Annotated in this window: 22 protein-coding genes and 1 tRNA gene; 12 read left to right on the plus strand and 11 right to left on the minus strand. The window is 68.9% G+C overall.

Features of this window, described 5'->3' with window-relative positions; translation table 11 throughout:
* Positions 1-64 precede the first annotated feature (64 nt).
* The 4 genes from ccmE to ABC728_RS15725 all read right to left on the minus strand — a co-directional run bounded on the left by ccmE (position 65) and on the right by ABC728_RS15725 (position 4,211).
* Positions 65-535, minus strand: coding sequence for a cytochrome c maturation protein CcmE (gene ccmE / locus ABC728_RS15710; protein WP_416619558.1), 471 nt, complete (start codon positions 533-535; stop codon positions 65-67).
* Positions 535-741, minus strand: a complete 207-nt coding sequence (gene ccmD / locus ABC728_RS15715; RefSeq protein WP_416619290.1) for a heme exporter protein CcmD — start codon at positions 739-741, stop codon at positions 535-537. The genes ccmE and ccmD overlap by 1 nt, the downstream gene beginning before the upstream one ends.
* A gap of 4 nt (positions 742-745) precedes the next feature.
* Entirely contained in the window at positions 746-1,468 is a 723-nt protein-coding gene (locus ABC728_RS15720) for a heme ABC transporter permease (RefSeq protein WP_416619291.1), read from the minus strand.
* A 103-nt stretch (positions 1,469-1,571) separates the two neighbouring features.
* Positions 1,572-4,211 carry an EAL domain-containing protein gene (locus ABC728_RS15725; protein ID WP_416619292.1) on the minus strand — a complete coding sequence of 880 codons (2,640 nt, stop codon included), beginning with the start codon at positions 4,209-4,211 and terminating at the stop codon, positions 1,572-1,574.
* Positions 4,212-4,771: 560 nt separating this feature from the next.
* Between ABC728_RS15725 and ABC728_RS15730 the strand changes: the two genes are divergently transcribed.
* The 6 genes from ABC728_RS15730 to ABC728_RS15755 all read left to right on the plus strand — a co-directional run bounded on the left by ABC728_RS15730 (position 4,772) and on the right by ABC728_RS15755 (position 10,087).
* Entirely contained in the window at positions 4,772-5,707 is a 936-nt protein-coding gene (locus ABC728_RS15730) for a hypothetical protein (protein ID WP_445376602.1), read from the plus strand.
* Between the two features lie 31 nt (positions 5,708-5,738).
* Entirely contained in the window at positions 5,739-7,160 is a 1,422-nt protein-coding gene (locus ABC728_RS15735; RefSeq protein WP_416619294.1) for a hypothetical protein, read from the plus strand.
* 6 nt (positions 7,161-7,166) lie between these two features.
* Positions 7,167-7,778, plus strand: a complete 612-nt coding sequence (locus tag ABC728_RS15740) for a pyroglutamyl-peptidase I family protein (RefSeq protein WP_416619295.1) — start codon at positions 7,167-7,169, stop codon at positions 7,776-7,778.
* 102 nt (positions 7,779-7,880) lie between these two features.
* Positions 7,881-8,798 carry a sulfite exporter TauE/SafE family protein gene (locus ABC728_RS15745; RefSeq protein WP_416619296.1) on the plus strand — a complete coding sequence of 306 codons (918 nt, stop codon included), beginning with the start codon at positions 7,881-7,883 and terminating at the stop codon, positions 8,796-8,798.
* Positions 8,795-9,556, plus strand: coding sequence for a TIGR02186 family protein (locus ABC728_RS15750; RefSeq protein ID WP_416619297.1), 762 nt, complete (start codon positions 8,795-8,797; stop codon positions 9,554-9,556). The genes ABC728_RS15745 and ABC728_RS15750 overlap by 4 nt, the downstream gene beginning before the upstream one ends.
* 54 nt (positions 9,557-9,610) lie before the next feature.
* The gene (locus ABC728_RS15755) at positions 9,611-10,087 is read left to right on the plus strand and encodes a universal stress protein (protein ID WP_416619298.1); all 477 of its coding nucleotides are present in this window, start codon (positions 9,611-9,613) and stop codon (positions 10,085-10,087) included.
* Here the strand turns inward: ABC728_RS15755 and ABC728_RS15760 are convergent.
* On the minus strand, positions 10,080-10,562 hold the full coding sequence (locus ABC728_RS15760; RefSeq protein ID WP_416619299.1) for a DUF2244 domain-containing protein: 483 nt from the start codon (positions 10,560-10,562) through the stop codon (positions 10,080-10,082). The genes ABC728_RS15755 and ABC728_RS15760 overlap by 8 nt on opposite strands.
* Positions 10,563-10,816: 254 nt before the next feature.
* Here ABC728_RS15760 and nth point away from each other — a divergent pair, with 254 nt between their 5' ends.
* The 4 genes from nth (at position 10,817) to adhP (ending at position 14,025) form a co-directional block, all read left to right on the plus strand.
* On the plus strand, positions 10,817-11,452 hold the full coding sequence (gene nth / locus ABC728_RS15765) for an endonuclease III (RefSeq protein ID WP_416619300.1): 636 nt from the start codon (positions 10,817-10,819) through the stop codon (positions 11,450-11,452).
* Positions 11,453-11,504: 52 nt separating this feature from the next.
* Positions 11,505-12,683, plus strand: a complete 1,179-nt coding sequence (hemW, locus tag ABC728_RS15770; protein WP_416619301.1) for a radical SAM family heme chaperone HemW — start codon at positions 11,505-11,507, stop codon at positions 12,681-12,683.
* Between the two features lie 60 nt (positions 12,684-12,743).
* Positions 12,744-12,820, plus strand: a tRNA-Arg gene (locus ABC728_RS15775).
* A 179-nt stretch (positions 12,821-12,999) separates the two neighbouring features.
* Entirely contained in the window at positions 13,000-14,025 is a 1,026-nt protein-coding gene (gene adhP, locus ABC728_RS15780; RefSeq protein WP_416619302.1) for an alcohol dehydrogenase AdhP, read from the plus strand.
* 28 nt (positions 14,026-14,053) lie between these two features.
* On the opposite strand, the gene ABC728_RS15785 is transcribed toward adhP, so the two are convergent.
* Both ABC728_RS15785 and ABC728_RS15790 read right to left on the minus strand, forming a co-directional pair.
* Complete coding sequence (locus ABC728_RS15785) at positions 14,054-15,406, minus strand: class I SAM-dependent RNA methyltransferase (protein WP_416619303.1); 1,353 nt, start codon at positions 15,404-15,406, stop codon at positions 14,054-14,056.
* 20 nt (positions 15,407-15,426) lie between these two features.
* The gene (locus ABC728_RS15790; RefSeq protein WP_416619304.1) at positions 15,427-15,876 is read right to left on the minus strand and encodes an acyl-CoA thioesterase; all 450 of its coding nucleotides are present in this window, start codon (positions 15,874-15,876) and stop codon (positions 15,427-15,429) included.
* A 149-nt stretch (positions 15,877-16,025) separates the two neighbouring features.
* Here ABC728_RS15790 and ABC728_RS15795 point away from each other — a divergent pair, with 149 nt between their 5' ends.
* A complete protein-coding gene (locus ABC728_RS15795) occupies positions 16,026-16,268 on the plus strand; it encodes a hypothetical protein (RefSeq protein ID WP_416619305.1) in 243 nt (80 codons plus the stop codon).
* An 84-nt stretch (positions 16,269-16,352) separates the two neighbouring features.
* On the opposite strand, the gene ABC728_RS15800 is transcribed toward ABC728_RS15795, so the two are convergent.
* From ABC728_RS15800 to pyrF, 3 genes are read right to left on the minus strand one after another with little or no spacing between them, the layout of a single operon-like run.
* The gene (locus tag ABC728_RS15800; protein WP_416619306.1) at positions 16,353-16,898 is read right to left on the minus strand and encodes a GNAT family N-acetyltransferase; all 546 of its coding nucleotides are present in this window, start codon (positions 16,896-16,898) and stop codon (positions 16,353-16,355) included.
* Positions 16,895-17,548 (minus strand): phosphoribosylanthranilate isomerase, encoded by a 654-nt coding sequence (locus ABC728_RS15805; protein WP_416619307.1) that lies wholly within the window; start codon positions 17,546-17,548, stop codon positions 16,895-16,897. The genes ABC728_RS15800 and ABC728_RS15805 overlap by 4 nt, the downstream gene beginning before the upstream one ends.
* A complete protein-coding gene (pyrF, locus tag ABC728_RS15810; RefSeq protein ID WP_416619308.1) occupies positions 17,545-18,261 on the minus strand; it encodes an orotidine-5'-phosphate decarboxylase in 717 nt (238 codons plus the stop codon). The genes ABC728_RS15805 and pyrF overlap by 4 nt, the downstream gene beginning before the upstream one ends.
* A gap of 446 nt (positions 18,262-18,707) precedes the next feature.
* Here pyrF and ABC728_RS15815 point away from each other — a divergent pair, with 446 nt between their 5' ends.
* The gene (locus tag ABC728_RS15815; RefSeq protein WP_416619309.1) at positions 18,708-19,316 is read left to right on the plus strand and encodes a DUF2889 domain-containing protein; all 609 of its coding nucleotides are present in this window, start codon (positions 18,708-18,710) and stop codon (positions 19,314-19,316) included.
* 62 nt (positions 19,317-19,378) lie between these two features.
* Here the strand turns inward: ABC728_RS15815 and ABC728_RS15820 are convergent, their stop codons facing one another.
* Positions 19,379-19,798, minus strand: a complete 420-nt coding sequence (locus tag ABC728_RS15820; RefSeq protein ID WP_416619310.1) for a bactofilin family protein — start codon at positions 19,796-19,798, stop codon at positions 19,379-19,381.
* Between the last annotated feature and the right edge of the window lie 43 nt (positions 19,799-19,841).

Here is a 19,841-nt window from a genome sequence, read left to right on the forward strand (position 1 = left end):
TTCCCCGTTCCCCATCGATCCGGCAACCCATGGCCGGGGAAGGAAGGGCGGGGCGGGGTGCGGGTTACTTCCCTTCCGGTCCGTAGACCGGACGGCCCGGCACCTCGGGACGGAACTCGCCCGATGCCTTCAGGGCGTCGGCCACTTCCTTGGGCATGTAATTCTCGTCATGGCGGGCCAGGATCTCACGGGCCTGGAACGTGCCGTCGGGGCCCAGCCGGCCTTCGGCCAGCACGCCCTGGCCCTCACGGAACAGGTCAGGCAGCGCGCCGCTGAAACTCACCTTCACGCTGTGGGCCGTGTCGGTGATGATGAAGTTCGTGGTCACACCATCATCCAGCTTCGTGACGCTGCCGCCTTCCACCAGCCCGCCGACACGGACCAGCTTGTCGCCCGGCGGGCGGGTGACCAGATCGGACGGGGAGAAGAAGAAGGCCACGTTCTCGTCGAAGGCCGTCAGCGTCAGGGCCGTCGCCGTGCCCAGGCCGGCCAGGGCCAGCAGCAGCATATAGAGCCGGCGCTTCTTGCGCGTCATCATGGCGTGTCCCCTCCACCGGCGTCCTGCCGGTCCGTGCGGCGGCGGCGGCGCGGCAGGCTTTCCTCCAGCATGCGCAGCAGCCGTTCCTTGCGGCGCAGGCCGGCCAGGCTGAAGCCCAGCAATCCGCCCAGCACCACCAGCGCCAGGCCATAGCTGGACCAGACATAGATGGCGTAACCGCCCATCTGGAAGAACTCGGCCATGATGTCACACCCCCCCGGCCTGGGTCAGACGCAGGGTCTGGATTTTCCGTTCAGCCAGCTCGGCACGCATGCGCAGGATGACGGTCGCCGTGAAATAGGTCAGGAACGCTGCCCCCATGATCATCAGCGGCCACAGCATGTCGGGATGCACGGTCGGCTTGCCCAGGCGCAGGACGGAGGCCGGCTGGTGCAGCGTGTTCCACCAGTCGACCGAGAATTTGATGATGGGCACGTTGATGGCGCCGACCAGTAGAAGGATCGAGCCCGCCCGGTGGCCGCGCTGCGGATCATCGAACGCATCGACCAGCGCCATATAGCCCAGATACAGGAAGAACAGGATCAGCACCGAGGTCAGCCGCGCATCCCACACCCACCAGGTGCCCCACATCGGTTCCCCCCACAGGCTGCCCGTGACTAGGCACAGCAGGGTGAAGCCGGCGCCCAGCGGGGCGGCGGCCTTGGAATAGACCTCCGCCAGCGGATGACGCCAGACCAGGGCACAGGCCGCCGCGACGGCCATGGAGCTGTAGGCGAACATGGCGGTCCAGGCGGCCGGCACATGCACATACATGATGCGCACCGTGTCACCCTGCTGATAGTCGCCGGGACTGGCGACCAGCCCCAGATACAGGCCGGCGGCGAACAGAAGGACGGACAGGACCGAAGCCCAGGGCAGGACCAGGGCGGCCAGGCGCAGGAAGCGGGCGGGATTGGCGAAACGATGCATGGTGGTCCCTATGTAGCACGCGCCCGGCCGGTTTCACACCGGCGGGCATGCCGCCTGCGCTGATTTGCGCCATCATTTGATCCAGGACAAGCCCCGCCGGCGCTCAACCCCAGCGGCCGGCCCGCAATATCGGTGCCCTTGGCCGCGCCGTGGACAGGACGGGCATGTGATGCACCATGGCCAGGGCCGCATCGGCTTCCAGCGGGCGGGAGAACAGGTATCCCTGGCCCCGCTCGCAGCCCATCTGCGTCAGCAGCCGGGCCTGCTCCTCCGTCTCCACCCCTTCGGCGACGACGCCGAATTCCATGATGCCGACGATGTGCAGGATGGCGCTGACCAGTTCCACGCCCTTGGGATCGCTGGTCATGGCCGTCACGAAGCTGCGATCGATCTTGATCGTGTCGACGGGCAGGTTTTGAAGATAGGCCAGGGAGGAATAGCCCGTGCCGAAATCGTCGATGGCCAGCCCGATCCCCAGATCGCGCAGCCCCTTCAGGATGGAGACCGCTTCCCCGCCCTGGCCGATCAGGCCGCTTTCCGTGATTTCGAGCTGCAGCCATTCCGGCCTGCATTCGGTCATGTCCAGCACGCCGGCCACCCAGCGCACGATATCCAGCCGCGACGGGTCGAGCTGATAGGGCGACAGGTTCACGGATACGTAAAGCGGCTTCTCCGTCCGGTCGCGGTTCCATTTGGCCGCCTGCCGGCAGGCCTGCACCAGGATCTGGTTGCCCAGCGGCACGATCAGGCCCGTCTGCTCGGCCACCGTCACGAAGGTGGATGGCGGGATGGGCCCATGTTCGGGGTCGGTCCAGCGGGCCAGCGCCTCGAACCCGACCAGCTCGCCATCGGACAGGCGGACGATGGGCTGGAAGGCGGGGCGCACGCCATTGCTGAAATAGATGGCCTGGCGCAGGCGGTCATAGATGATGTTGCGTTGTGTCAGCCGGGCGCGCATGGCGTCGTCGAACACGCGCCGCCCGCTGCCGCCCGCCGTTTCCGCCTCCGCGCTGGCGATCTCCGCGTCGCGCAGCAGGGCGGGGGCGTCGTTGCCCCGGCCGTCGCAGAACACGACGCCCAGGCTGGCCGTCACGAACATCTCGCGTCCGGCCACGGAAAGGGGTGCGCGCAGCGCGTCGCGCACGGCCGGGGCCAGCCGGTCGGCCCGGTCCATGCCATTCTCGAACGAGATGACGGCGAATTCGCCCGTGTCGATGCGGCCCAGCAGGTCGCCCGGCGGCACGCAGGTGCGCAGCCGGCTGGCGATGGCAGCCAGCAGCGCATCCGCATCGGCTTCCCCCAGGGCGGCCTTGATGGCGCGGAACCGGTCCAGTCCGATGACAGTGATGGCGGCGTCGCTGTCCACGCCCAATGCCTGATCCAGCGCCCGCAACAGATGCGCGCGGTTCGCCAGCCCTGTCACCGGGTCGAAATGGGCCAGGACATGAAGCCTTTGCTCGGTCCGCCGGCGATAGATCTCCGCCTGCCGTTCCGACAGAAGATGGTGCAGTTCCTGCCCGGCCTCCAGCTCGGCGGCGGTCCAGGGAATGCCCGTGTCGCGCAGCAGCACGACCTGGCCGTCCGGGACCGTCACGCCCAGCAGGCCGCCGCACCAGGCGATGCCGTCACGCCGCAGCACCTGATCGGAGGCCAGCAGATCCAGCCAGTGGGAAAGCGGCGGACCGCCTTCGCCACCATGCTGCACCCCGTCGATCCCGATGATCAGCGTGTCATGCGGGATGATGTCGGTCAGGTCGGCCCGCGCGACCAGCAGGCCGTCGGCCAGTTCCACCGCCTCGCGCAGATGCCGGCCCAGCCGGGCCATCCCCCGCGCCGCACGGGTGCGGGCGGCGGCCATCGCACGTTCCTCCAGCGCCGCGATCTGCGCGCCGACAATCTCCCCCAGCCCTTCGCACAGGGCGCGCATGGCGGGCGTCAACGCCCGCGGCGTGCGGCTTTCACACCAGAGATAGCCCCACAGCCGGCCGCCCACCGACAGGGCGACCACCATCACCCCGCGCATGCCGCGCAAGGCCGCGCGTGTCCGCAGCGATGATGCCGGTGCCCGCAGGGCGGCCCGGCGCAGGTCCACCCGCCGGGCTGTCTGCGGGCTGTCGGCCGGCAGGACGGGGATGGCGGGGGCCGCCATGTCGCGGATGACACGCGCCCGGTTCAATTCCAGCAGCATCCTTTCCGTCTCGCTCGGCGGGCCGAAGCCCACACCGGACGGATCGGGAATGCCGGGTGCCGCATCCTGGGCCAGGATCACGGGTTCCGGCCGGTCGGCCAGGCGGATCAGCAACACCCGTTCGTACCCCGTCAGGCGGCGCAGGTCATGGGCGGCGGCCTGCGCCAGGCTGTCCAGGTCGGCCATGTGCCGATACCGGCGCAATGAGGCCCCGAAACCAGCCGTCAGCATGGCGCCATCGCCGGCGGCCGGCGTGGCCTCGATCTCCAGGATCAGGCCGGCGGCGTCCCAATGACCATGTGCAATCAGGCGCTGCCGCACCCCGTTGCGCATCACGCGCAGCGACAGGGGCCCGATGGCATCCTGCCCCGCCTGGGTGATGGCCCGGTCCAGCGACCGGGCGGCGGCGGGGCCCAGCAGGTCGGCAACGGGGTGGCCCAGCGCCGTGTCCAGCGGCCGGCCCAGCAGGTCGGGCAGGTTGGCGCCGGCCTGTAGCAGCAGGCGGCTGCGCGCATCCAGCACCATCAGCCAGCCATGCGGCTGGATCATGTCCATCTGCTCGGTCCCTGCGTCTTCGGTAGATGCGCCATTGACCGGTGCGCCTTCGGCCGGAATGCCGGGCGTGACGGGGGCTGTCCAATGGGGGGCAGTGGGAAATGGCATCGGGACAGGGCACCGGTTGTCGATGATGGAATGGGTCGGCCCGAGGGCTGGTCGCACTATCTTCCGTCGGTCGTTAATATTGCGTTGTCCCGGCTTTCCAATTGCGGTGGATCAAAACAACATTCATCCGGACGAAGATGCGCCCGCCGTCTCCGGATTGGCAACCCCATACGCGGCGCAGTCCGGCCGCCAGTGTGAAGCATTTCACACAAGTGTCACTCATCGGCCGCGTCGCGTCACCTGTCGGGAAAATGCCTCCGGCAAGGTAGCGAAATTGCATCGATATGACCGAACGTGCTAACGATAACGGCTAAGAGAACGTTCTGGGTGGAGAAGCGCCGGGCCATGCGGATGAAATGCGTTGTGCCTTCCTTGCCCGAGGGCGCGGACAGCGTCGTGCGGGAAGTCGGCAAAGAGGTCCCATCCCTGATCCTGGGATGGCGGAGAACACGATGCTTGGCTCTTTTCTGCGCCGTCTGACCGGCGCCCGGCCGGAGGTGACACAGCCGGCGGCTCCGGCGCCCGTGGCTCCGCCACCGGTGGAAGAACCGCCGCGTCAGGACAGCGTCGTGGAGGAAACCGCCCTGCCACCGCCGGAGGCCGATTTCCCGCTGGCAAGCCTGGAAGCGCTGCCGGGTCCGGCGGTCAACGGTCCGGTCTTTTCCTCCCGCGCCGTGCGTGACGCCACGGTCGTCACGGCGATCATCGAGCTTCTGAACCAATTCGTGGGCGGCCAGGACCTGCTGGACGATCTGACATGGCGGCTGGAAAGCCTGACCCACGAACAGGTGAACTTCCTCCAGCTATCGGCCGGACCCGGCCTGATCCATCAGGCACAGACCCGGGTGGAGACGATGAAGGGCACCAAGGCGGCCGCCCTGCGCAAGCTGCTGACCGACCTGGCCGGCGGGGCCATCCCCGAGCCTTTGAATTGGGCCAGCGCGCTGGTCATCCCCAAGGGGCCGATCGTGCCGCCCCTGTCGTCGCTGCAGCCGCGGGCGGGAAATCTGGTCCCGCCGCCGGCCCCGAGCCCGAGCCCGTCCCCGGCGGTTTCCCCGCCTCAGCCGGCGGCGGCTGTCCCGCCGCGCAAGCCTGCCCCGTCCCCTGCCGCCGAACCCGCTTCCGTGGCAGAGCCGGTCGGCGGTCCGCCGATCGCGCCCATCAGCGTTTCCCTGCCCCCCTTTCGGCCGAATCACCGCGGCCGGCCGCGGCGCCCGCGGCTGGTGACGGGCCGGATGCCGCCGACGGGGATGGCGCGAAGCCCGTTTCTGCACCGTTGCCCCCGCCGCGCGCCGCCGCGCCGGCCGCTGCGGCACCTGGCGGTGCCGTTCCCCGCCTTGGCCGCCAGGATGCCGAAGCGCGCCGCGCCCGCCTCCTGGCTTCCCTGAACGATACACTCTCCTCCAGCGAGGCCGCCCCATGAGCATGCCGTCCAGCGACACCACCGATGAGCGCCGGCCGGTCGAAACCGGGGAGACCGGCGGCCCCCTGGTGGGACAGGTCCAGGAATCGGTCGACCCGTTCGATTACGCGGAAACCATCGTCCGTGACCTGGCGCTGCATGTGGGCTCGCGGCTGCGCGATTTCCGGTCCGACCTGGCGGCGATGCATTCCGCCGTCGTCCAGTTGCCGGAAACCATGAAGATCAACGCCCTGGGCCAGAGCATCCAGGAATTGCGGGAACGGCTGGCCCACCTGACGGGTGTGGTCAGTCAGCAGGTCTCCCGCTATCCGGAGGAACTGGACCGCGTCTCCAAGACCACGGGCGACCTGTTGAACCGGGTGGCCGGGCTGGAAAGCTGGATCGCCGCGGCGCGTCAGTCCATGGCGCAGGGGGAGGGGCCCAGCCTGCCCATGCCCACGGGCGGCTTCGTGGGGCAGGACCAGCTCAACGTCATCATCAGCCAGGTGCATGAAAGCATCATGCGGGTGGTGGGTGCCGTGCGCGACCTGCAACTGGATGTGCGTGACATCCGCACCGACCTGCGCGATGGACCGGCACCGGCACCGGCACCGGCACCGGCACCGGCACCGGCGGTCACCGATGGGGAGGCACCTGCCGGCCCCATCCCGGCATCCGTGGATCTGTCCCCGGCCCTGGCGGCGCTGGAACGCCGTCTGGCGGCCCTGGAAGACCGGCCGGCCGCGGGTCCGGCCATCACCGATCCGGCCCCTTCCATTGCCGATCTGTCGCGGCGCATCGCCGCCCTGGAACAGCGGCCGGTCCCGGCGCCGTCACCGGCCGCCGTCACGCCGGCCGCTGCCGGCTCGGCGGATGTGGCGGCCCTGGTCTTCGGGTCGTGGAACCGTCTGGCCCAGCCGGCCGGCGATGTGGCCCTGGCCCAGACCGTGGAAGCCGTGCTGTCCACCCTGTCCCGCCGGTTCGGCCAGACGGTGCGCACGCCGGCCGTGGCCAAGGGGTCGGGCATCATCGCCGTGGCCAGCGACCAGCGGGGCGCCACGCCCGTCGTCGCCCTGGTCGCGACGGAGGATTTGTGCGGCCGTCGCTGGGGCCTGGGCGCCGCCGGCGCGGAAATGCGGGCGGACGCGACGGATGACAAGCCGGCCGCCATCCGCACCCCCTGCTGGCGGGCCCTGCTGTCCGCCGCGGCGCTGGTCGAACAGCAGGCGGCCGGGACGCGCGTCCTGCCCGTGCTGGTCTATGGCCATGGCAGCATCGATGTCCTGCCGTCGCGCGACGACATGGCCTCCTTCGGTCAGCGCCTGGGTGTTTCGGCCGCCGCCGACCGGTTGCTGGTCGTGGGCGCGTCGGACCAGTCCCATGCCGGTCTGGCGCAGCCGCGCGACCTGCTGTCGGCCCTGACCGATCTGGGCCTTTGACCGGCCGTGACGCGCCTTCTGGTCACCGGCTTCGCGCCTTTCCTGGACCATGCGGCCAATCCCACGGCCTGGCTGGCGGAACGGCTTGACGGTGCGCGCATCGGCGGGGCGGATGTCACGGGCATCACCCTGCCCGTGACATTCGACGGGGCCGTGCCGGCCCTGCTGGACGCCGTGGCGGCAACGGCGCCGGATGCCGTCGTGATGTTCGGCCTGGCTTACGACACGGATGCCATCCGGCCCGAACGGCTGGCCCTGAACCTGGATGACAGCACGGCGCCCGACAATGACGGACAGGTGCGCCGCAATCGTCCCATCGATCCGGCGGGTCCCATGGGCTATTGGTCGTCGCTGCCACTGGACGCGATCATCGATGATCTGGGGGCCGCCGGCATTGCGGTCAGGACCAGCCGCGATGCCGGCGGCTATATCTGCAACCATCTTTTCTTCGGCATCCGCCATGCCCGGCCCCATCTGCCGGCCGGGTTCATCCATGTCCCGCCCTTCCCGGATCAGGTGCGCGAGGCCGACAGGGGGCACCGCACGGGCATGACGCCGGAAAGGCTGGAGGGGGCGGCGCGCCTTATCCTGGCGCGCGTTGCGGCCCAGCCGGCATAGCGGATGGGCATGCGGGTGGGCGGCATGAGCGTTTGCCGCTTGGGTTCCGGCCCCTTTGGGCGTTAAGTTGGAAGACGTCTCGCCACCGGCCCCTTGGGGATCATGCAGATCTACCTTCCGATCGCCGAAATCTCGGTCAACGCCCTGTTGATCCTGATGCTGGGTGGCGGTGTCGGGTTCCTGTCCGGGCTGTTCGGTGTGGGCGGCGGCTTTCTGATGACGCCGCTGCTGATCTTCATCGGCGTGCCGCCGGCCGTGGCCGTGGGGACCCAGGCCAACCAGCTTGTCGGGGCCAGCGTGTCGGGCGTGCTGGCCCATTGGCGGCGCAACAATGTCGATGTGAAGCTGGGCAGCGTCATGCTGGCCGGCGGCACGGTGGGCACGGGTCTGGGCGTCTGGCTTTTCGGGCTTTTGCAGAAGCTGGGCCATATCGATCTGGTGATCTCGCTTTCCTATGTGCTGTTCCTGGGCACGGTCAGCAGCCTGATGCTGGCCGAAAGCGTGCGCGCCATGCTGAAGGGCCGGGGAAAGCCCGTCCGGTCCAAGCTGCATCACCATACCTGGCTGCACGGTCTGCCCTTCAAGGTGCGGTTCCCGCGTTCCCGCCTTTACATCTCCGCGCTGCTGCCGGCGCTGATCGGCTTCGTGGGCGGTGTGCTGGTGGCCATCATGGGGATCGGCGGCGGCTTCCTGCTGGTGCCGGCCATGATCTATGTCCTGGGCATGCCGACGGCGCTGGTGGCCGGCACCTCGCTGTTCCAGATCATCTTCACCACGGGCCTTGCCGCTTTCCTGCAGGCGGTGGGCAACCAGACGGTCGATATCGTCCTGGCCCTGCTGCTGCTGGTCGGCGGCGTGGTCGGGGCGCAGTTCGGCACGCGCGCCGGGGCCAGGCTGCGGGGCGAGCAGGCGCGCGCCCTTCTGGCGCTGATGGTGCTGGCCGTGGCCGTGAAGCTGGCCGTGGACCTGATCGTCCGGCCGGAAGACCTTTATTCCATCACCCTGCCGGTGGCGACATGACGGCGCGGCGCTGGTCGGCCCTGCCCGTCGCCCTGCTGGCGGGCCTCTGCCTGTGGCTGGCCATCCGGCCGGCCTGGGGGCAGTCGCTGGTGGCCGACCTGTCCAGCCACCTGATCGCCATCACCACGGGTTTCACGGGCACCGATGTCGTGCTGTTCGGCGCCGTCGACGGGGATGGCGACGTGGCGGTCGTGGTGCAGGGGCCGGAGGGGGAGGTGACGGTCCGGCGCAAGGACCGGGTGGCCGGCATCTGGGTGAATACCGAGGATGTCGTGTTCCTGCGCGTGCCGGCCTATTACATGGTCGCCGTCACCTCGCCGCTTGACGGGGTGGTGCCGCCGCCCGTGCTGCTGCGGCACGAGATCGGGCTGGATTATGTCCGCCTGCTGCCCGAACGGGCCAAGCTGCCGCCGGAGATGCTGGCGGAGTTCCGTGCCGCCCTGATCCGCAACAAGCAGCGGGCCGGGCTTTACGCGACGGAGACGGGTACCGTCTCCTTTCTGGGTCAGCGCCTGTTCCGCACCCGCATCCATTTCCCGGCCAATGTGGCCACGGGGACCTATACGGCGTCGGTCTTCCTGATCCGCAATGGCGACGTGGTCAGTGCGCAGACCACGCCGCTGCTGGTATCCAAGATCGGCTTTTCCGCCAATGTCTATGAATTCGCCCAGCGGCAATCGGTCTTTTATGCCGTGCTGGGCGTGATGCTGGCCGTGACGGCCGGCTGGCTGGCCGGCATCGTGTTCCGCAAACCCTGACGCATTCCCTTTATGCCTGAGACCCGACAGAATCTGTTCCCCCTGGAGGACCCGATGAGCCAGAGCGAAAAGGCCCGCATCTTCCTGGTCGTCGTGGACGAGACCGAGGAAATGACCGTGGCCCTGCATTACGCGGCCCGGCGCGCCCGCAATTCCGGCGGCCACGTCGCCCTGTTGAACGTGATCCCGCCGGGGGAATTGCAGCAATGGGGTGCCATCGAGGAATTGATGAAGCAGGAGCAGCGGGAGGAGGCGGAGCAATTGATGCAGCGCCTGGCCAAGGATGTCGTGGATATCGCCGGCTCCGTCCCCTCCCTTTATATCCGCGACGGGCAGACCAGCGAGGAACTGATCAAGCTGATCCAGGAGGAGCCCAGCATCTCCATCCTGGTGCTGGCCGCGGGCACGGGACGCGGCGGGCCGGGGCCGCTGATCAGCCACGTGGTGGGCCAGATGTCGGGCAACCTGCGCATCCCCGTCACCGTGGTGCCGGGCTATCTCTCCGACGAGCAGTTGGACGCGATCACCTGACGGGCAGGTCACCCGGCCGCCGCCCCCGCCAATCATCCAGGGCAGCACGCAGGGCGCGGGCGAAATCCTGCCGTTCATCCAGGCAGAGATAGCTGCCCACGACGAGATGCCGCCCGTGGGAGGACAGGGTGATCTGGCTGCCGGGGCGGATGGGGTCGTCCAGATGCACGCGCAGCCAGGTGGGCTGGAAGGTCCAGCGTTGCCGCCGGGCGGCCGGGTCCACCCGTTCCACGGTCAGCGCCCTGTCAGTCAGTTCCACCGTCTCCTGCGCGTGCCCGCTGCGGTAGCTGGCCTTGAACGCCCAGTAGAGCAGCGCCACGTCGACCCCCATGAAGCCCACCACGGGCCAGGCGCCGTTCAGGAAGAAGATCAGGCCGGTGCCCAGGCTCAGGCCGCCCACGCACCACATCAGCCGCCGGAACCCGGCCGGGCTCAGGCTGCGATGCGGGTGGATCACGGCGCGGAACAGGATCACCGCCGGGATTTCCGGCGCTGATGCTGTGGCCGGCGGATCCGGCGATGATACGGCCAAATCATTCATGCCTGCTACGATATGGTCGACGCCTGTGTCGCGGCAAGGGCGTGTGCGCGCCCGGAAGGCGGAGCCGGACAGGAGAAACAGGACAGGCGGAGCCGGACGGGGCAGGGTGGCCGGGAAGGGGCGCCCGATTGCGGTGGCCGCTGCGGCCCGCTATGCTGGGGCGCCCCCACCTTGTCCAGGTTTTCCCCTTGAAGCGCGCCGCCATCGACGAATTCTTCCGCCGCCTGTCCGAACGCGACCCGGAACCGAAGACGGAGCTTGAATATTCCAATCCCTATACGCTGCTGGTCGCCGTGGTCCTGTCGGCCCAGGCCACCGATGTGGGCGTGAACAAGGCCACCCGTGCCCTGTTTGAAAAGGCGGACAACCCGACGGCCATGGTGGCGCTGGGCGAAGCCGTGGTGCGCGACCACATCAAGACCATCGGCCTTTACAAGACCAAGGCCGCCAATGTCATCCGGCTGTCGGAGATTCTGCTGGACAGGCACGCCGGTGCCGTTCCGCGTCAGCGCGAAGCGCTGGAGGAACTGCCGGGCGTCGGGCGCAAGACGGCCAATGTCGTGCTGAACGTGGCCTTTGGGGAACCGACCATCGCCGTCGATACCCATATCTTCCGCGTCTCCAACCGGACGGGCCTGGCGCCGGGCAAGGATGTGGAGGCCGTGGAACAGGGGCTGCTGAAGCGGGTGCCGCGCGCCTGGCGGCTGCATGCGCATCATTGGCTGATCCTGCACGGCCGCTATGTCTGCAAGGCGCGCAAGCCCGATTGCCCGGCCTGCATCGTCCGCGACCTTTGCGATTTCACGGGCAAGGTGCTGGAATAGGCGGCCGGCCCCCCAGGATGGCCCCCCAGGATGGCCCCCAGGATGATATGAAATGACGACCCCGCCCGATCCGGGTTTCGCGCTTTATGTGCATTGGCCGTTCTGCGCGTCCAAATGCCCCTATTGCGACTTCAATTCCCATGTGCGGGAAAAGGTGGACCAGCCGCGCTGGGCGGAAGCCCTGCTGCGCGAACTGGACCATTTCGCCGATCTGACGCCCGGCCGCACCCTGACATCGGTATTTTTCGGGGGTGGCACGCCATCCCTGATGCCGCCATCGACGGTGGAAGCCATCCTGCGCCGGGCGGATGAGCGCTGGGGCCTGCCGGCTGGCACCGAGGTGACGCTGGAAGCCAACCCGACCAGCGTGGAGGCGGACAAGTTCCGCGCCTTCCGCGCGGCCGGTGTCAACCGTGTCAGCCTGGGCATCCAGGCCCTGAACGATGCCGACCTGAAGGCTTTGGGCCGCCGGCATTCGGCCGGGGAGGCGCTGGCCGCCATCGGTCTGGCCCGCGCCATCTTTCCCCGCTACAGCTTCGACCTGATCTATGCCCGGCCGGACCAGACCGTGGCAGCCTGGCGCCAGGAACTGTCCCGTGCGCTGGACCATGCCGTGGGGCACCTGTCGCTCTACCAGCTCACCATCGAGGAGGGCACGCAGTTCCACACCCTGCATGCGCGCGGCGCCCTGGTCCTGCCGGAGGAGGAGGTGCAGGGCGACCTTTATGCCGCCACGCAGGAGGTGCTGAACGCCGCCGGCCTGCCTGCTTACGAGGTGTCCAACCATGCACGGCCGGGCGAGGAGAGCCGCCACAACCTGACCTATTGGCGGTATGGCGATTATGCCGGTATCGGGCCAGGCGCCCATGGGCGGCTGACGCTGCCCGGCCAGGGCAAGGTTGCCACCCGCACCCACCGCGCGCCGGAAATCTGGCTGGAACGCACGCTGGCGGCGGGCACGGGCGCCAAGCCCCTGGAGCCCGTGTCCGCCGCCGACCGGCTGACGGAAATGCTGATGATGGGCCTGCGCCTGTCCGAAGGCGTGCCCCTGGCGCGCGTGGCGGCGGAAACCGGCCGGCCGCTGGCCCAATGGCTGCCGGCCGGCCGGCTGGATGGCCTGATCCGCCATGGTATGCTGGAATGGCGCGGCAATGGCGCCGGCGCCGTGCTTGCCGCCACCACCGACGGACGGGAACGGCTGAACGGCGTGCTGGCTGCCCTTCTGGCATGATCGGGCCACGCTTGGGGCTTTCCCCTGCACGCGATTGCCGCTATATGGGGGGCGTGGTTGGCGTCCGTAGCTCATCAGGATAGAGCGCCGGTTTCCTAAACTGGAGGCAGCAGGTTCGAGTCCTGCCGGGCGCGCCACATTTTCCCCCGCCATACCCCCCGTTTGCCCCACCGGTGGACCCCGGTGCGTGGAAAACCGTTTCCTTCAGGAAGGGGTTTGACCTGGATCATGGCCATGCCATGCGGGGTCCCTATGCTGCCTTCATCCCGCAACGGGCGGACACAAGCCGCCTTGAGCCAGAGGGGGAAGCGATCCCATGCTGCCGCAGAAGATGAAAGCCGCCATTGTCCATGCCTATGGCGCACCCCTGCACCTGGAGGAGGTGGCGGTGCCCCGTCCCGGTCCGGGCCAGATCCTGGTGAAGATCGCGGCGTCGGGCGTCTGCCATACCGACCTGCATGCCGCCGACGGCGACTGGCCCGTCAAGCCGCCGCTGCCCTTCATCCCCGGTCACGAGGGGGTGGGCACCGTCGTGGCGGCCGGGGCCGGCGTGACGCAGGTGCGCGAGGGTGACCGCGTGGGCGTGCCGTGGCTCTATACCGCCTGTGGTCATTGCGAACATTGCACGACCGGTTGGGAAACGCTGTGTACCGCACAGCAGAACACGGGTTATTCCGTCAATGGCGGCTATGCCGAATATGTGCTGGCCGATCCCGGCTATGTCGGCCATCTGCCCGGCAATGTCGGGTTCGCGGAGATCGCGCCCATCCTGTGCGCCGGTGTCACCGTCTATAAGGGCTTGAAGGAGACGGATGCCCGCCCTGGCCAGTGGGTGGTGATCAGCGGTATCGGGGGGCTTGGCCATGTGGCCGTGCAATATGCCAAGGCCATGGGATTGCATGTCGCGGCCGTGGACGTGGCCGACAGCAAGCTCGACCTGGCCCGGCGGCTGGGCGCCGACCTGACCGTGAACGCCGCGACGGTCGACCCCGTGAAGGAGATTCAGGCCAGTATCGGCGGGGCGCACGGGGTGCTGGTCACCGCCGTCAGCCGCCCGGCCTTCGCCCAGGCCATCGGCATGACCCGCCGCCGCGGCACGATCAGCCTGGTCGGGCTGCCGCCGGGCGACTTTCCCGTGCCCATCTTCGATGTGGTGCTGAATCGCATCACGATCCGCGGCTCCATCGTGGGCACCCGCGCCGATCTGGCCGAGGCCCTGATGTTTGCCGGGGAAGGCAAGGTGAAGGCTACGGTGGCCACCGAAAAGCTGGACGATATCAACAGCGTGCTGACCCGCCTGCGCAACGGGAAGGTGGAAGGCCGCATCGTTGTCACCCCCTGATGCCGCCATCCCGCCCCGTTCGCAGGGATCAGCGCTGGAACCAGCCCACCAGTTCCATATGGGCCGACCACAGGAACTGGTCCACGGGCAGGATGTCGGTCAGGCGGTAGCCGCCATCGATCAGCATCTGGGCGTCGCGGGCGAAGCTGAGCGGGTTGCAGGACACGCCGACCACGCGGGGCACAGCGGATGCCGCGAGCTGTGCCGCCTGTGCCTGGGCCCCGGCCCGCGGCGGGTCGAAGACAACGGCCTGGAACCGGTCCAGGTCGAACGGCACCAGCGGATCGCGGAACAGGTCGCGCCGTTCCGCGGTCACCCGGCCCTGTGTCTGCCGCGACCCGCCCGACAGGGCGGCGAAGGCGGCCGGATCACCCTCCACGGCATGCACATGTCCGGCCGGCGACAGGTGGGCGGCCAGCGGAAAGGTGAAGGTGCCGCTGCCGGCAAACAGGTCTGCGACCGCTGTCGCCGGGCCGATACCCCCCAGCACGGCGGCGACCAGTGCGCTCTCTGCCTGCCGGCTGGCCTGTAGGAAGGCGCCGGGCGCGGGCGAGACGGTGACATCGCCGAAGCCCAGCAGGCCGGACCGGCGCAGGGCCACGGGCTCGGCCGGCTGTCCGTCCCGGGCGCGCCAGGACAGGCGGGCCAGATCCTGTGCCTGCGCGAAGCCGGCCAGATGTTCCAGGGTCCGCAGGTCCGGTGCGGCCAGCCCTTCCAGCACAATATCGACCCCGTCATCCAGCAGGGTCAGGGCCACGTCGACCGACTGCCCGTCGGCCAGCAGCGGTGTCAGAGCCTCACGCAGCGGGGCGATCAGGGCCGTCAGCGGCGGGGCCAGCACGGCACAGGCGGACAGATCGACCAGCCGGTGGGAATGCGCCTCGTTGAAGCCCAGCCAGACGCGGCTGCCCCGCCGCACGGCATTCATCACGGCGCGGCGGCGCTGGGCCGGTTCGGTCCGGGCCATCGGGTGCAGCGTCACGCCGTCCCCCAGCAGGCCGCAGCGCCCGAGCACCGTGGTCAGCGCCTCCAGCTTCCAGGTGGCATAGGTCGCATCGTCCATATGCTGGGCGACGCAGCCGCCGCAACTGCCGAAATGCGGGCAGGGCGGTTCGGCCCGCCCCGGCCCCTCTGCCAGAAGGGAGACGGGCACCCCCTCCCATCCGTCGCCGCGATGGGCGCCGAACTTCACCATCAGCCGGTCGCCCACCAGCGTCTGCGGCACATAGAGGCGGTGGCCCTGCCATTCGGCCAGCCCGTCGCCCCGGCCGCCGAGGCGCGTGATCGCCACCTCCACGGGGCCGCGCGTGGGCGGCTCGGGTGCCGGGCGCTGGGCGGGACGGGAACCGGGGCGGCGGGCGTGCGGCTTGCGGGGGGGCATGGGATTTTTTCCGCTGGGGGTCAAAACAGATAGGGGGCCAGGTTGGCACGCATCGCATCCGGCACGCGCACGGGCCGCCGGGTTTCGGGATCGATCAGCACCTGGATAGCCGTGTGGGTGGCCACGGGCCGGCCCTCCACGAACAGGCCACCGCCGACCGTGATGGAACTGTTGCCGATGGCGATGATGCCCATGCCGGTGCGCAACGGCGAGGGATAATGCACCTCCGCCAGAAATTCGAAATCGGTCCGGCGCAGCACCACGGCGAAGGTGCCCGCCGCGGCGTGCAGGCCCAGATGGGAGACAAGGCCGACGCGCGCATTTTCGAAATAGGTACCGATGGCGTTGTTGTTGGCATGGCCCACCGGGTCCAGGTCGGCATAGCGCACGCGATCCTCCTGCCAGAACCGGAACAGGTCCGGATCGGTCAGGCGGGTGCGCTCGAAGGTGGTATGGGCGGGGCTGGCCATGGGGGTTCTTCCTGGGCCGGTGGCACCGGCGTGACATTCACGGAATCTTCTTCCGGGGCATAGGAGGTGACGAAGATTTTGGCAAGCCGGACGGACGAAACGGTGATAGAAGGACCGAACGACCAATCTTGCCCGGAAGGGAACCATCCATGTCCGATCCAACCAGCACCGCAGAGCAGCTCTTCGACAAGGCGCTCGACGTCGCGGAAAAGCACCTTGAAGCGGCCATGAAGGAAGGTGGCGCGCTTTCCGGCTATGTGGCCATCGCCATGATCGAGGCGGCCGTCAACCAGGCCGTGGAAGAAACCAGCCACGAAGACGTGGCCGACATGCTGCGCGACCTGGCCGACCAGATCGAGGCCGATGCCGAGGAAGGCAGCGAGGAGGACTGAACCTCTCCCCCCGCGGCCGCCTTGAAAGGACGCCCCGCCGGTCTCGCCGGCGGGGTTTTTTTCATGGCCGCCGGTATTATGGATTCAGGACCGGATACGGCCCATGCACAGTGCGTCCACATAGCGGCCGTCGCGGAAGGCATAGTCGCGCAGGCGTCCTTCCTCCACGAAGCCGAACCGCCGGTAGAGGCTGATGGCGCCCGCATTGTCGGCGAAGACCGTCAGTTCCACGCGATGCAGGTCCAGCCAGCGGTCCGCCGCATCGACCAGGGCATGGGTCAGGGCCTTGCCCACGCCGGCCCCCTGCACATCATCATGCACGCCGATGGCGAAATCGGCCACGTGCCGGCGCCGGCCCCCCTGGCGCACCAGGCTGGCGGCACCCACCAGCCGGTCATCCAGGATGGCGACGATGTGCAGATCGTCCGGCCCGCCCTTCTCCATCCAGGCGCGCGTCCCCTCCACACCGGGAAAGGGCGGGCGCAGGGTGCCGTACCTGAATTTCGGCAGCGACGCCATGGCGGCCATGGCGTCGGCATCGTCCAGCCGGCGGGCCCGCAGCCACAGGCCGGGCGGGCCGAAGCCGGCCACGGTGCCGCCCGGCGGCGGGGTGAAACCGGCGCCGGTCATGCTGTTCCCCTTATTCCGGCCACAGCCGTCAGGAAGGCGCGGATGCGGGCCGGGCTCTTGCGCCCGGGCGCATCCTCCACACCCGATGATACATCCACAGCCGTGGCGCCCGTTGCCCGGACGGCGTCGGCGACATTGTCGGGGTCCAGGCCGCCCGACAGCATCCAGGGACAGTCCCAGCGCCGTCCCGTCAGCAGCGACCAGTCGAAACGGATCCCGTTGCCACCGGGCAGCAGGGCCCCCCTGGGCGGCTTGGCATCGAACAGCAGCATGTCGGCGACGCCCTCGAACGCCCTGGCCGCATCCAGATCGGCCGGTTCCGCCACCTTCACGGCTTTCAGCACGGGCAGGGCGAAGCGCGCCTTGATGGCGGCCACCCGTTCCGGCGTCTCCGACCCGTGAAGCTGGATCAGGTCCAGCGGCACCTGGGCCAGCACATCGGCCAGCATGTCGTCGGCCGGATCGACGAACAGGCCGACGACGCGCGTGCCGGTGCGGACCATGCGCGACAGTTCCGCCGCCGTGGCGATGGACACGTTGCGCGGCGATCTGGGGAAGAAGACCAGCCCGACATAGCGCGCACCGCCATCCAGTGCCGCCTGCATCGCCTCCGGCGTGCCGATGCCGCAGATCTTGGCCCGGATGTTCATGCGCCCAGTTCCTGTGCGATGCGGCGGGATGCGGCGGCGGGATCGGGATCGGCCGTGATGGGGCGGCCGATGACCAGATGGTCGGCCCCGGCGGCCACGGCCTGTCCCGGCCCCATCACGCGCTTCTGGTCGTTGACGGCGGCCCAGGACGGGCGGATGCCCGGCACCATCAGCGTGAAATCGGCGGGCAGGTCGGCGCGCAGCAGCGCCACCTCCGCCGGGGAGCAGACGACGCCATCGGCCCCGTTGGCATGGGCCATGGCGGCCAGGCGCCGCACCTGATCGGCGGCGGGCAGGGCCTGGCCCACGGCGGCCAGATCCTCATCCGACAGGCTGGTCAGGACCGTCACGGCCAGGATGCGCATGCGGGCCAGGCCCAGCCGCGCGGCTTCCTCCGCCGCGGCGTCGGCCGCTGCCCGGACCATGGCCGGGCCGCCGCCGGCATGGATGGTCAGGAAGGTGGGGGCCAGCGGCGCCACCGAACGCACGGCACCCGCCACCGTATTGGGGATGTCGTGCAGCTTCAGGTCCAGGAACAGCGGCAGGTCGCCCGCCGACACCACCGCGCGGATGCCGGCCGGCCCCTGGGCCATGAAGAATTCCAGCCCCAGCTTCACCCCGCCGACCAGGCCGGCCAGACGTGCCGCCATGGCCTTCGCCCCCTCCGTCTCCGGCATGTCCAGGGCAACGAAAACGCGGTCGGTGGGGCGCATGGCGCGGGGCTCCTGCTGGGTCTGTTCCGATGGGCCTGTTTATCGCGGATCGCGGCCACGGCGAAGGGCCGATCCGGCAGAAGTGCCATACGCGGGGGGATCGGCATGGCCTTATACTATTTTGCGGTGATCAGAACCTGTTGGTTCTGATCACCGCACTCAATGGCCGACGCCAACATTCGTTGGCTTGCGCCGACGCCAACATTCGTTGGCTTGCGCCGACGCCAACATTCGTTGGCTTGGCGACGCCGCACGAGCGGCGCGGCGGCGATCGCCGCCGGACCAACTTGCGATGCGTTCTACTCATCGCAAGTTGGTAATAACCACCTTCCCGGAACGTAAAGGGAAGCCCTTGACCCTGCCCCGTTCCCGCCGCCAGAATGGTGCCGGGCGCCTGCCGCCGGCTGTGCGCAAAGCGCCCATCACACCATAAAGGGAGTGACCCCATGCCCTTGCCGCCGCCCGATGTTCCGCGCGAACGCATGCATCAGCGCCGGGTGACCTGCCAGGGCTACCGGCGATCCGACGGGCTTTGGGACATCGAAGGCCACATCACGGATGCCAAGGATTATCCCTTTTTCCGAGGGGACCGGGGGGAATTGCCGCCCGGCGCCTTCGTGCATGAAATGTGGATGCGCCTGACACTCGACAGCCGGTTGACGGTGCAGGCGGTGGTGGCGGTCACCGATGCCGCGCCCTATCGCCTTTGTCCCGCAATCACGGACAATTTCCAGCGTCTGGTCGGCCTGTCGATTGCCAGCGGCTGGACCGCGGCCGTGAAGGAACGGCTGGGCGGAACGGAAGGCTGCACGCATCTGGTGGAATTGCTGGGCCCCATGGCCACCACGGCCTTCCAGACCATCGCCACCTGGATGGACGACCGCGATCAGGAACGGCGCGCCGCCCAGGCGGCCCGGGGGGAAACCCCGCCACCCCGCACGCGGCGCCCGCCCATGATCGATACCTGCCACGCCTGGGCGGCCGATGGGGAGGTCGTGGCGCGGGAATGGCCGGAATTCGCCGTACCCGCCCGCACGGGTGGCGACCGGCCCTGATAAGCCGGCCGCACCAAAAAAGCGGGTGCATCACGCGGGGCCGACCGACCCCGCGCCGGTGATCAGGATTGCGGCTTGCCGGTCTGCAGGGAGCCGGTCACGCTGCCGCCATCGGCAATGTTGATGCGGCCATAGCGGATGGTGCCTTCCAGGTTCCCCGTCTCGCCCACCGACAGGATGCCCGACACCTCGATCGTGCCCGTGGCGCGGCCGTTGACGCGCATCTGCTCGACATTGGCGGTGCCCTCGAAATGGCCGCCCTCGGCGATTTCCAGGATCTTGATGTCGACCAGGGTCACGTCGACCAGGCGTCCGGCCACATGCAGCGTATGGCAGTGGGAAATCTTCGCCCCCTCGATCCGGGCCTCGGAAGCGATGGTGGTGATGCCGCCGGCCGACGGTCCCGTATCCGCAGCCGCCTCCGCTGCACCGCTCAAACCGGGACGCTGGAAACTGCGCGGGTCCAGGATATCGTTGGGCATCGGCTCAATACTCTCCGCCAGAGGCTGACCGGTTGGGTCGGAT

The organism is Niveispirillum fermenti, from assembly GCF_052474395.1.

Excerpts from the sequence above, each read along its gene's own strand:
- ccmE (WP_416619558.1), bottom strand. The coding sequence starts at position 535 with ATGACGCGCAAGAAGCGCCGGCTCTATATGCTGCTGCTGGCCCTGGCC.
- ccmD (WP_416619290.1), bottom strand. The coding sequence starts at position 741 with ATGGCCGAGTTCTTCCAGATGGGCGGTTACGCCATCTATGTCTGGTCC.
- ABC728_RS15720 (WP_416619291.1), bottom strand. The coding sequence starts at position 1,468 with ATGCATCGTTTCGCCAATCCCGCCCGCTTCCTGCGCCTGGCCGCCCTG.
- ABC728_RS15725 (WP_416619292.1), bottom strand. The coding sequence starts at position 4,211 with ATGGACATGATCCAGCCGCATGGCTGGCTGATGGTGCTGGATGCGCGC.
- ABC728_RS15730 (WP_445376602.1), top strand. The coding sequence starts at position 4,772 with ATGCTTGGCTCTTTTCTGCGCCGTCTGACCGGCGCCCGGCCGGAGGTG.
- ABC728_RS15735 (WP_416619294.1), top strand. The coding sequence starts at position 5,739 with ATGAGCATGCCGTCCAGCGACACCACCGATGAGCGCCGGCCGGTCGAA.
- ABC728_RS15745 (WP_416619296.1), top strand. The coding sequence starts at position 7,881 with ATGCAGATCTACCTTCCGATCGCCGAAATCTCGGTCAACGCCCTGTTG.
- ABC728_RS15750 (WP_416619297.1), top strand. The coding sequence starts at position 8,795 with ATGACGGCGCGGCGCTGGTCGGCCCTGCCCGTCGCCCTGCTGGCGGGC.
- ABC728_RS15755 (WP_416619298.1), top strand. The coding sequence starts at position 9,611 with ATGAGCCAGAGCGAAAAGGCCCGCATCTTCCTGGTCGTCGTGGACGAG.
- hemW (WP_416619301.1), top strand. The coding sequence starts at position 11,505 with ATGACGACCCCGCCCGATCCGGGTTTCGCGCTTTATGTGCATTGGCCG.
- adhP (WP_416619302.1), top strand. The coding sequence starts at position 13,000 with ATGCTGCCGCAGAAGATGAAAGCCGCCATTGTCCATGCCTATGGCGCA.
- ABC728_RS15785 (WP_416619303.1), bottom strand. The coding sequence starts at position 15,406 with ATGCCCCCCCGCAAGCCGCACGCCCGCCGCCCCGGTTCCCGTCCCGCC.
- ABC728_RS15790 (WP_416619304.1), bottom strand. The coding sequence starts at position 15,876 with ATGGCCAGCCCCGCCCATACCACCTTCGAGCGCACCCGCCTGACCGAT.
- ABC728_RS15795 (WP_416619305.1), top strand. The coding sequence starts at position 16,026 with ATGTCCGATCCAACCAGCACCGCAGAGCAGCTCTTCGACAAGGCGCTC.
- ABC728_RS15800 (WP_416619306.1), bottom strand. The coding sequence starts at position 16,898 with ATGACCGGCGCCGGTTTCACCCCGCCGCCGGGCGGCACCGTGGCCGGC.
- ABC728_RS15805 (WP_416619307.1), bottom strand. The coding sequence starts at position 17,548 with ATGAACATCCGGGCCAAGATCTGCGGCATCGGCACGCCGGAGGCGATG.
- pyrF (WP_416619308.1), bottom strand. The coding sequence starts at position 18,261 with ATGCGCCCCACCGACCGCGTTTTCGTTGCCCTGGACATGCCGGAGACG.
- ABC728_RS15815 (WP_416619309.1), top strand. The coding sequence starts at position 18,708 with ATGCCCTTGCCGCCGCCCGATGTTCCGCGCGAACGCATGCATCAGCGC.
- ABC728_RS15820 (WP_416619310.1), bottom strand. The coding sequence starts at position 19,798 with ATGCCCAACGATATCCTGGACCCGCGCAGTTTCCAGCGTCCCGGTTTG.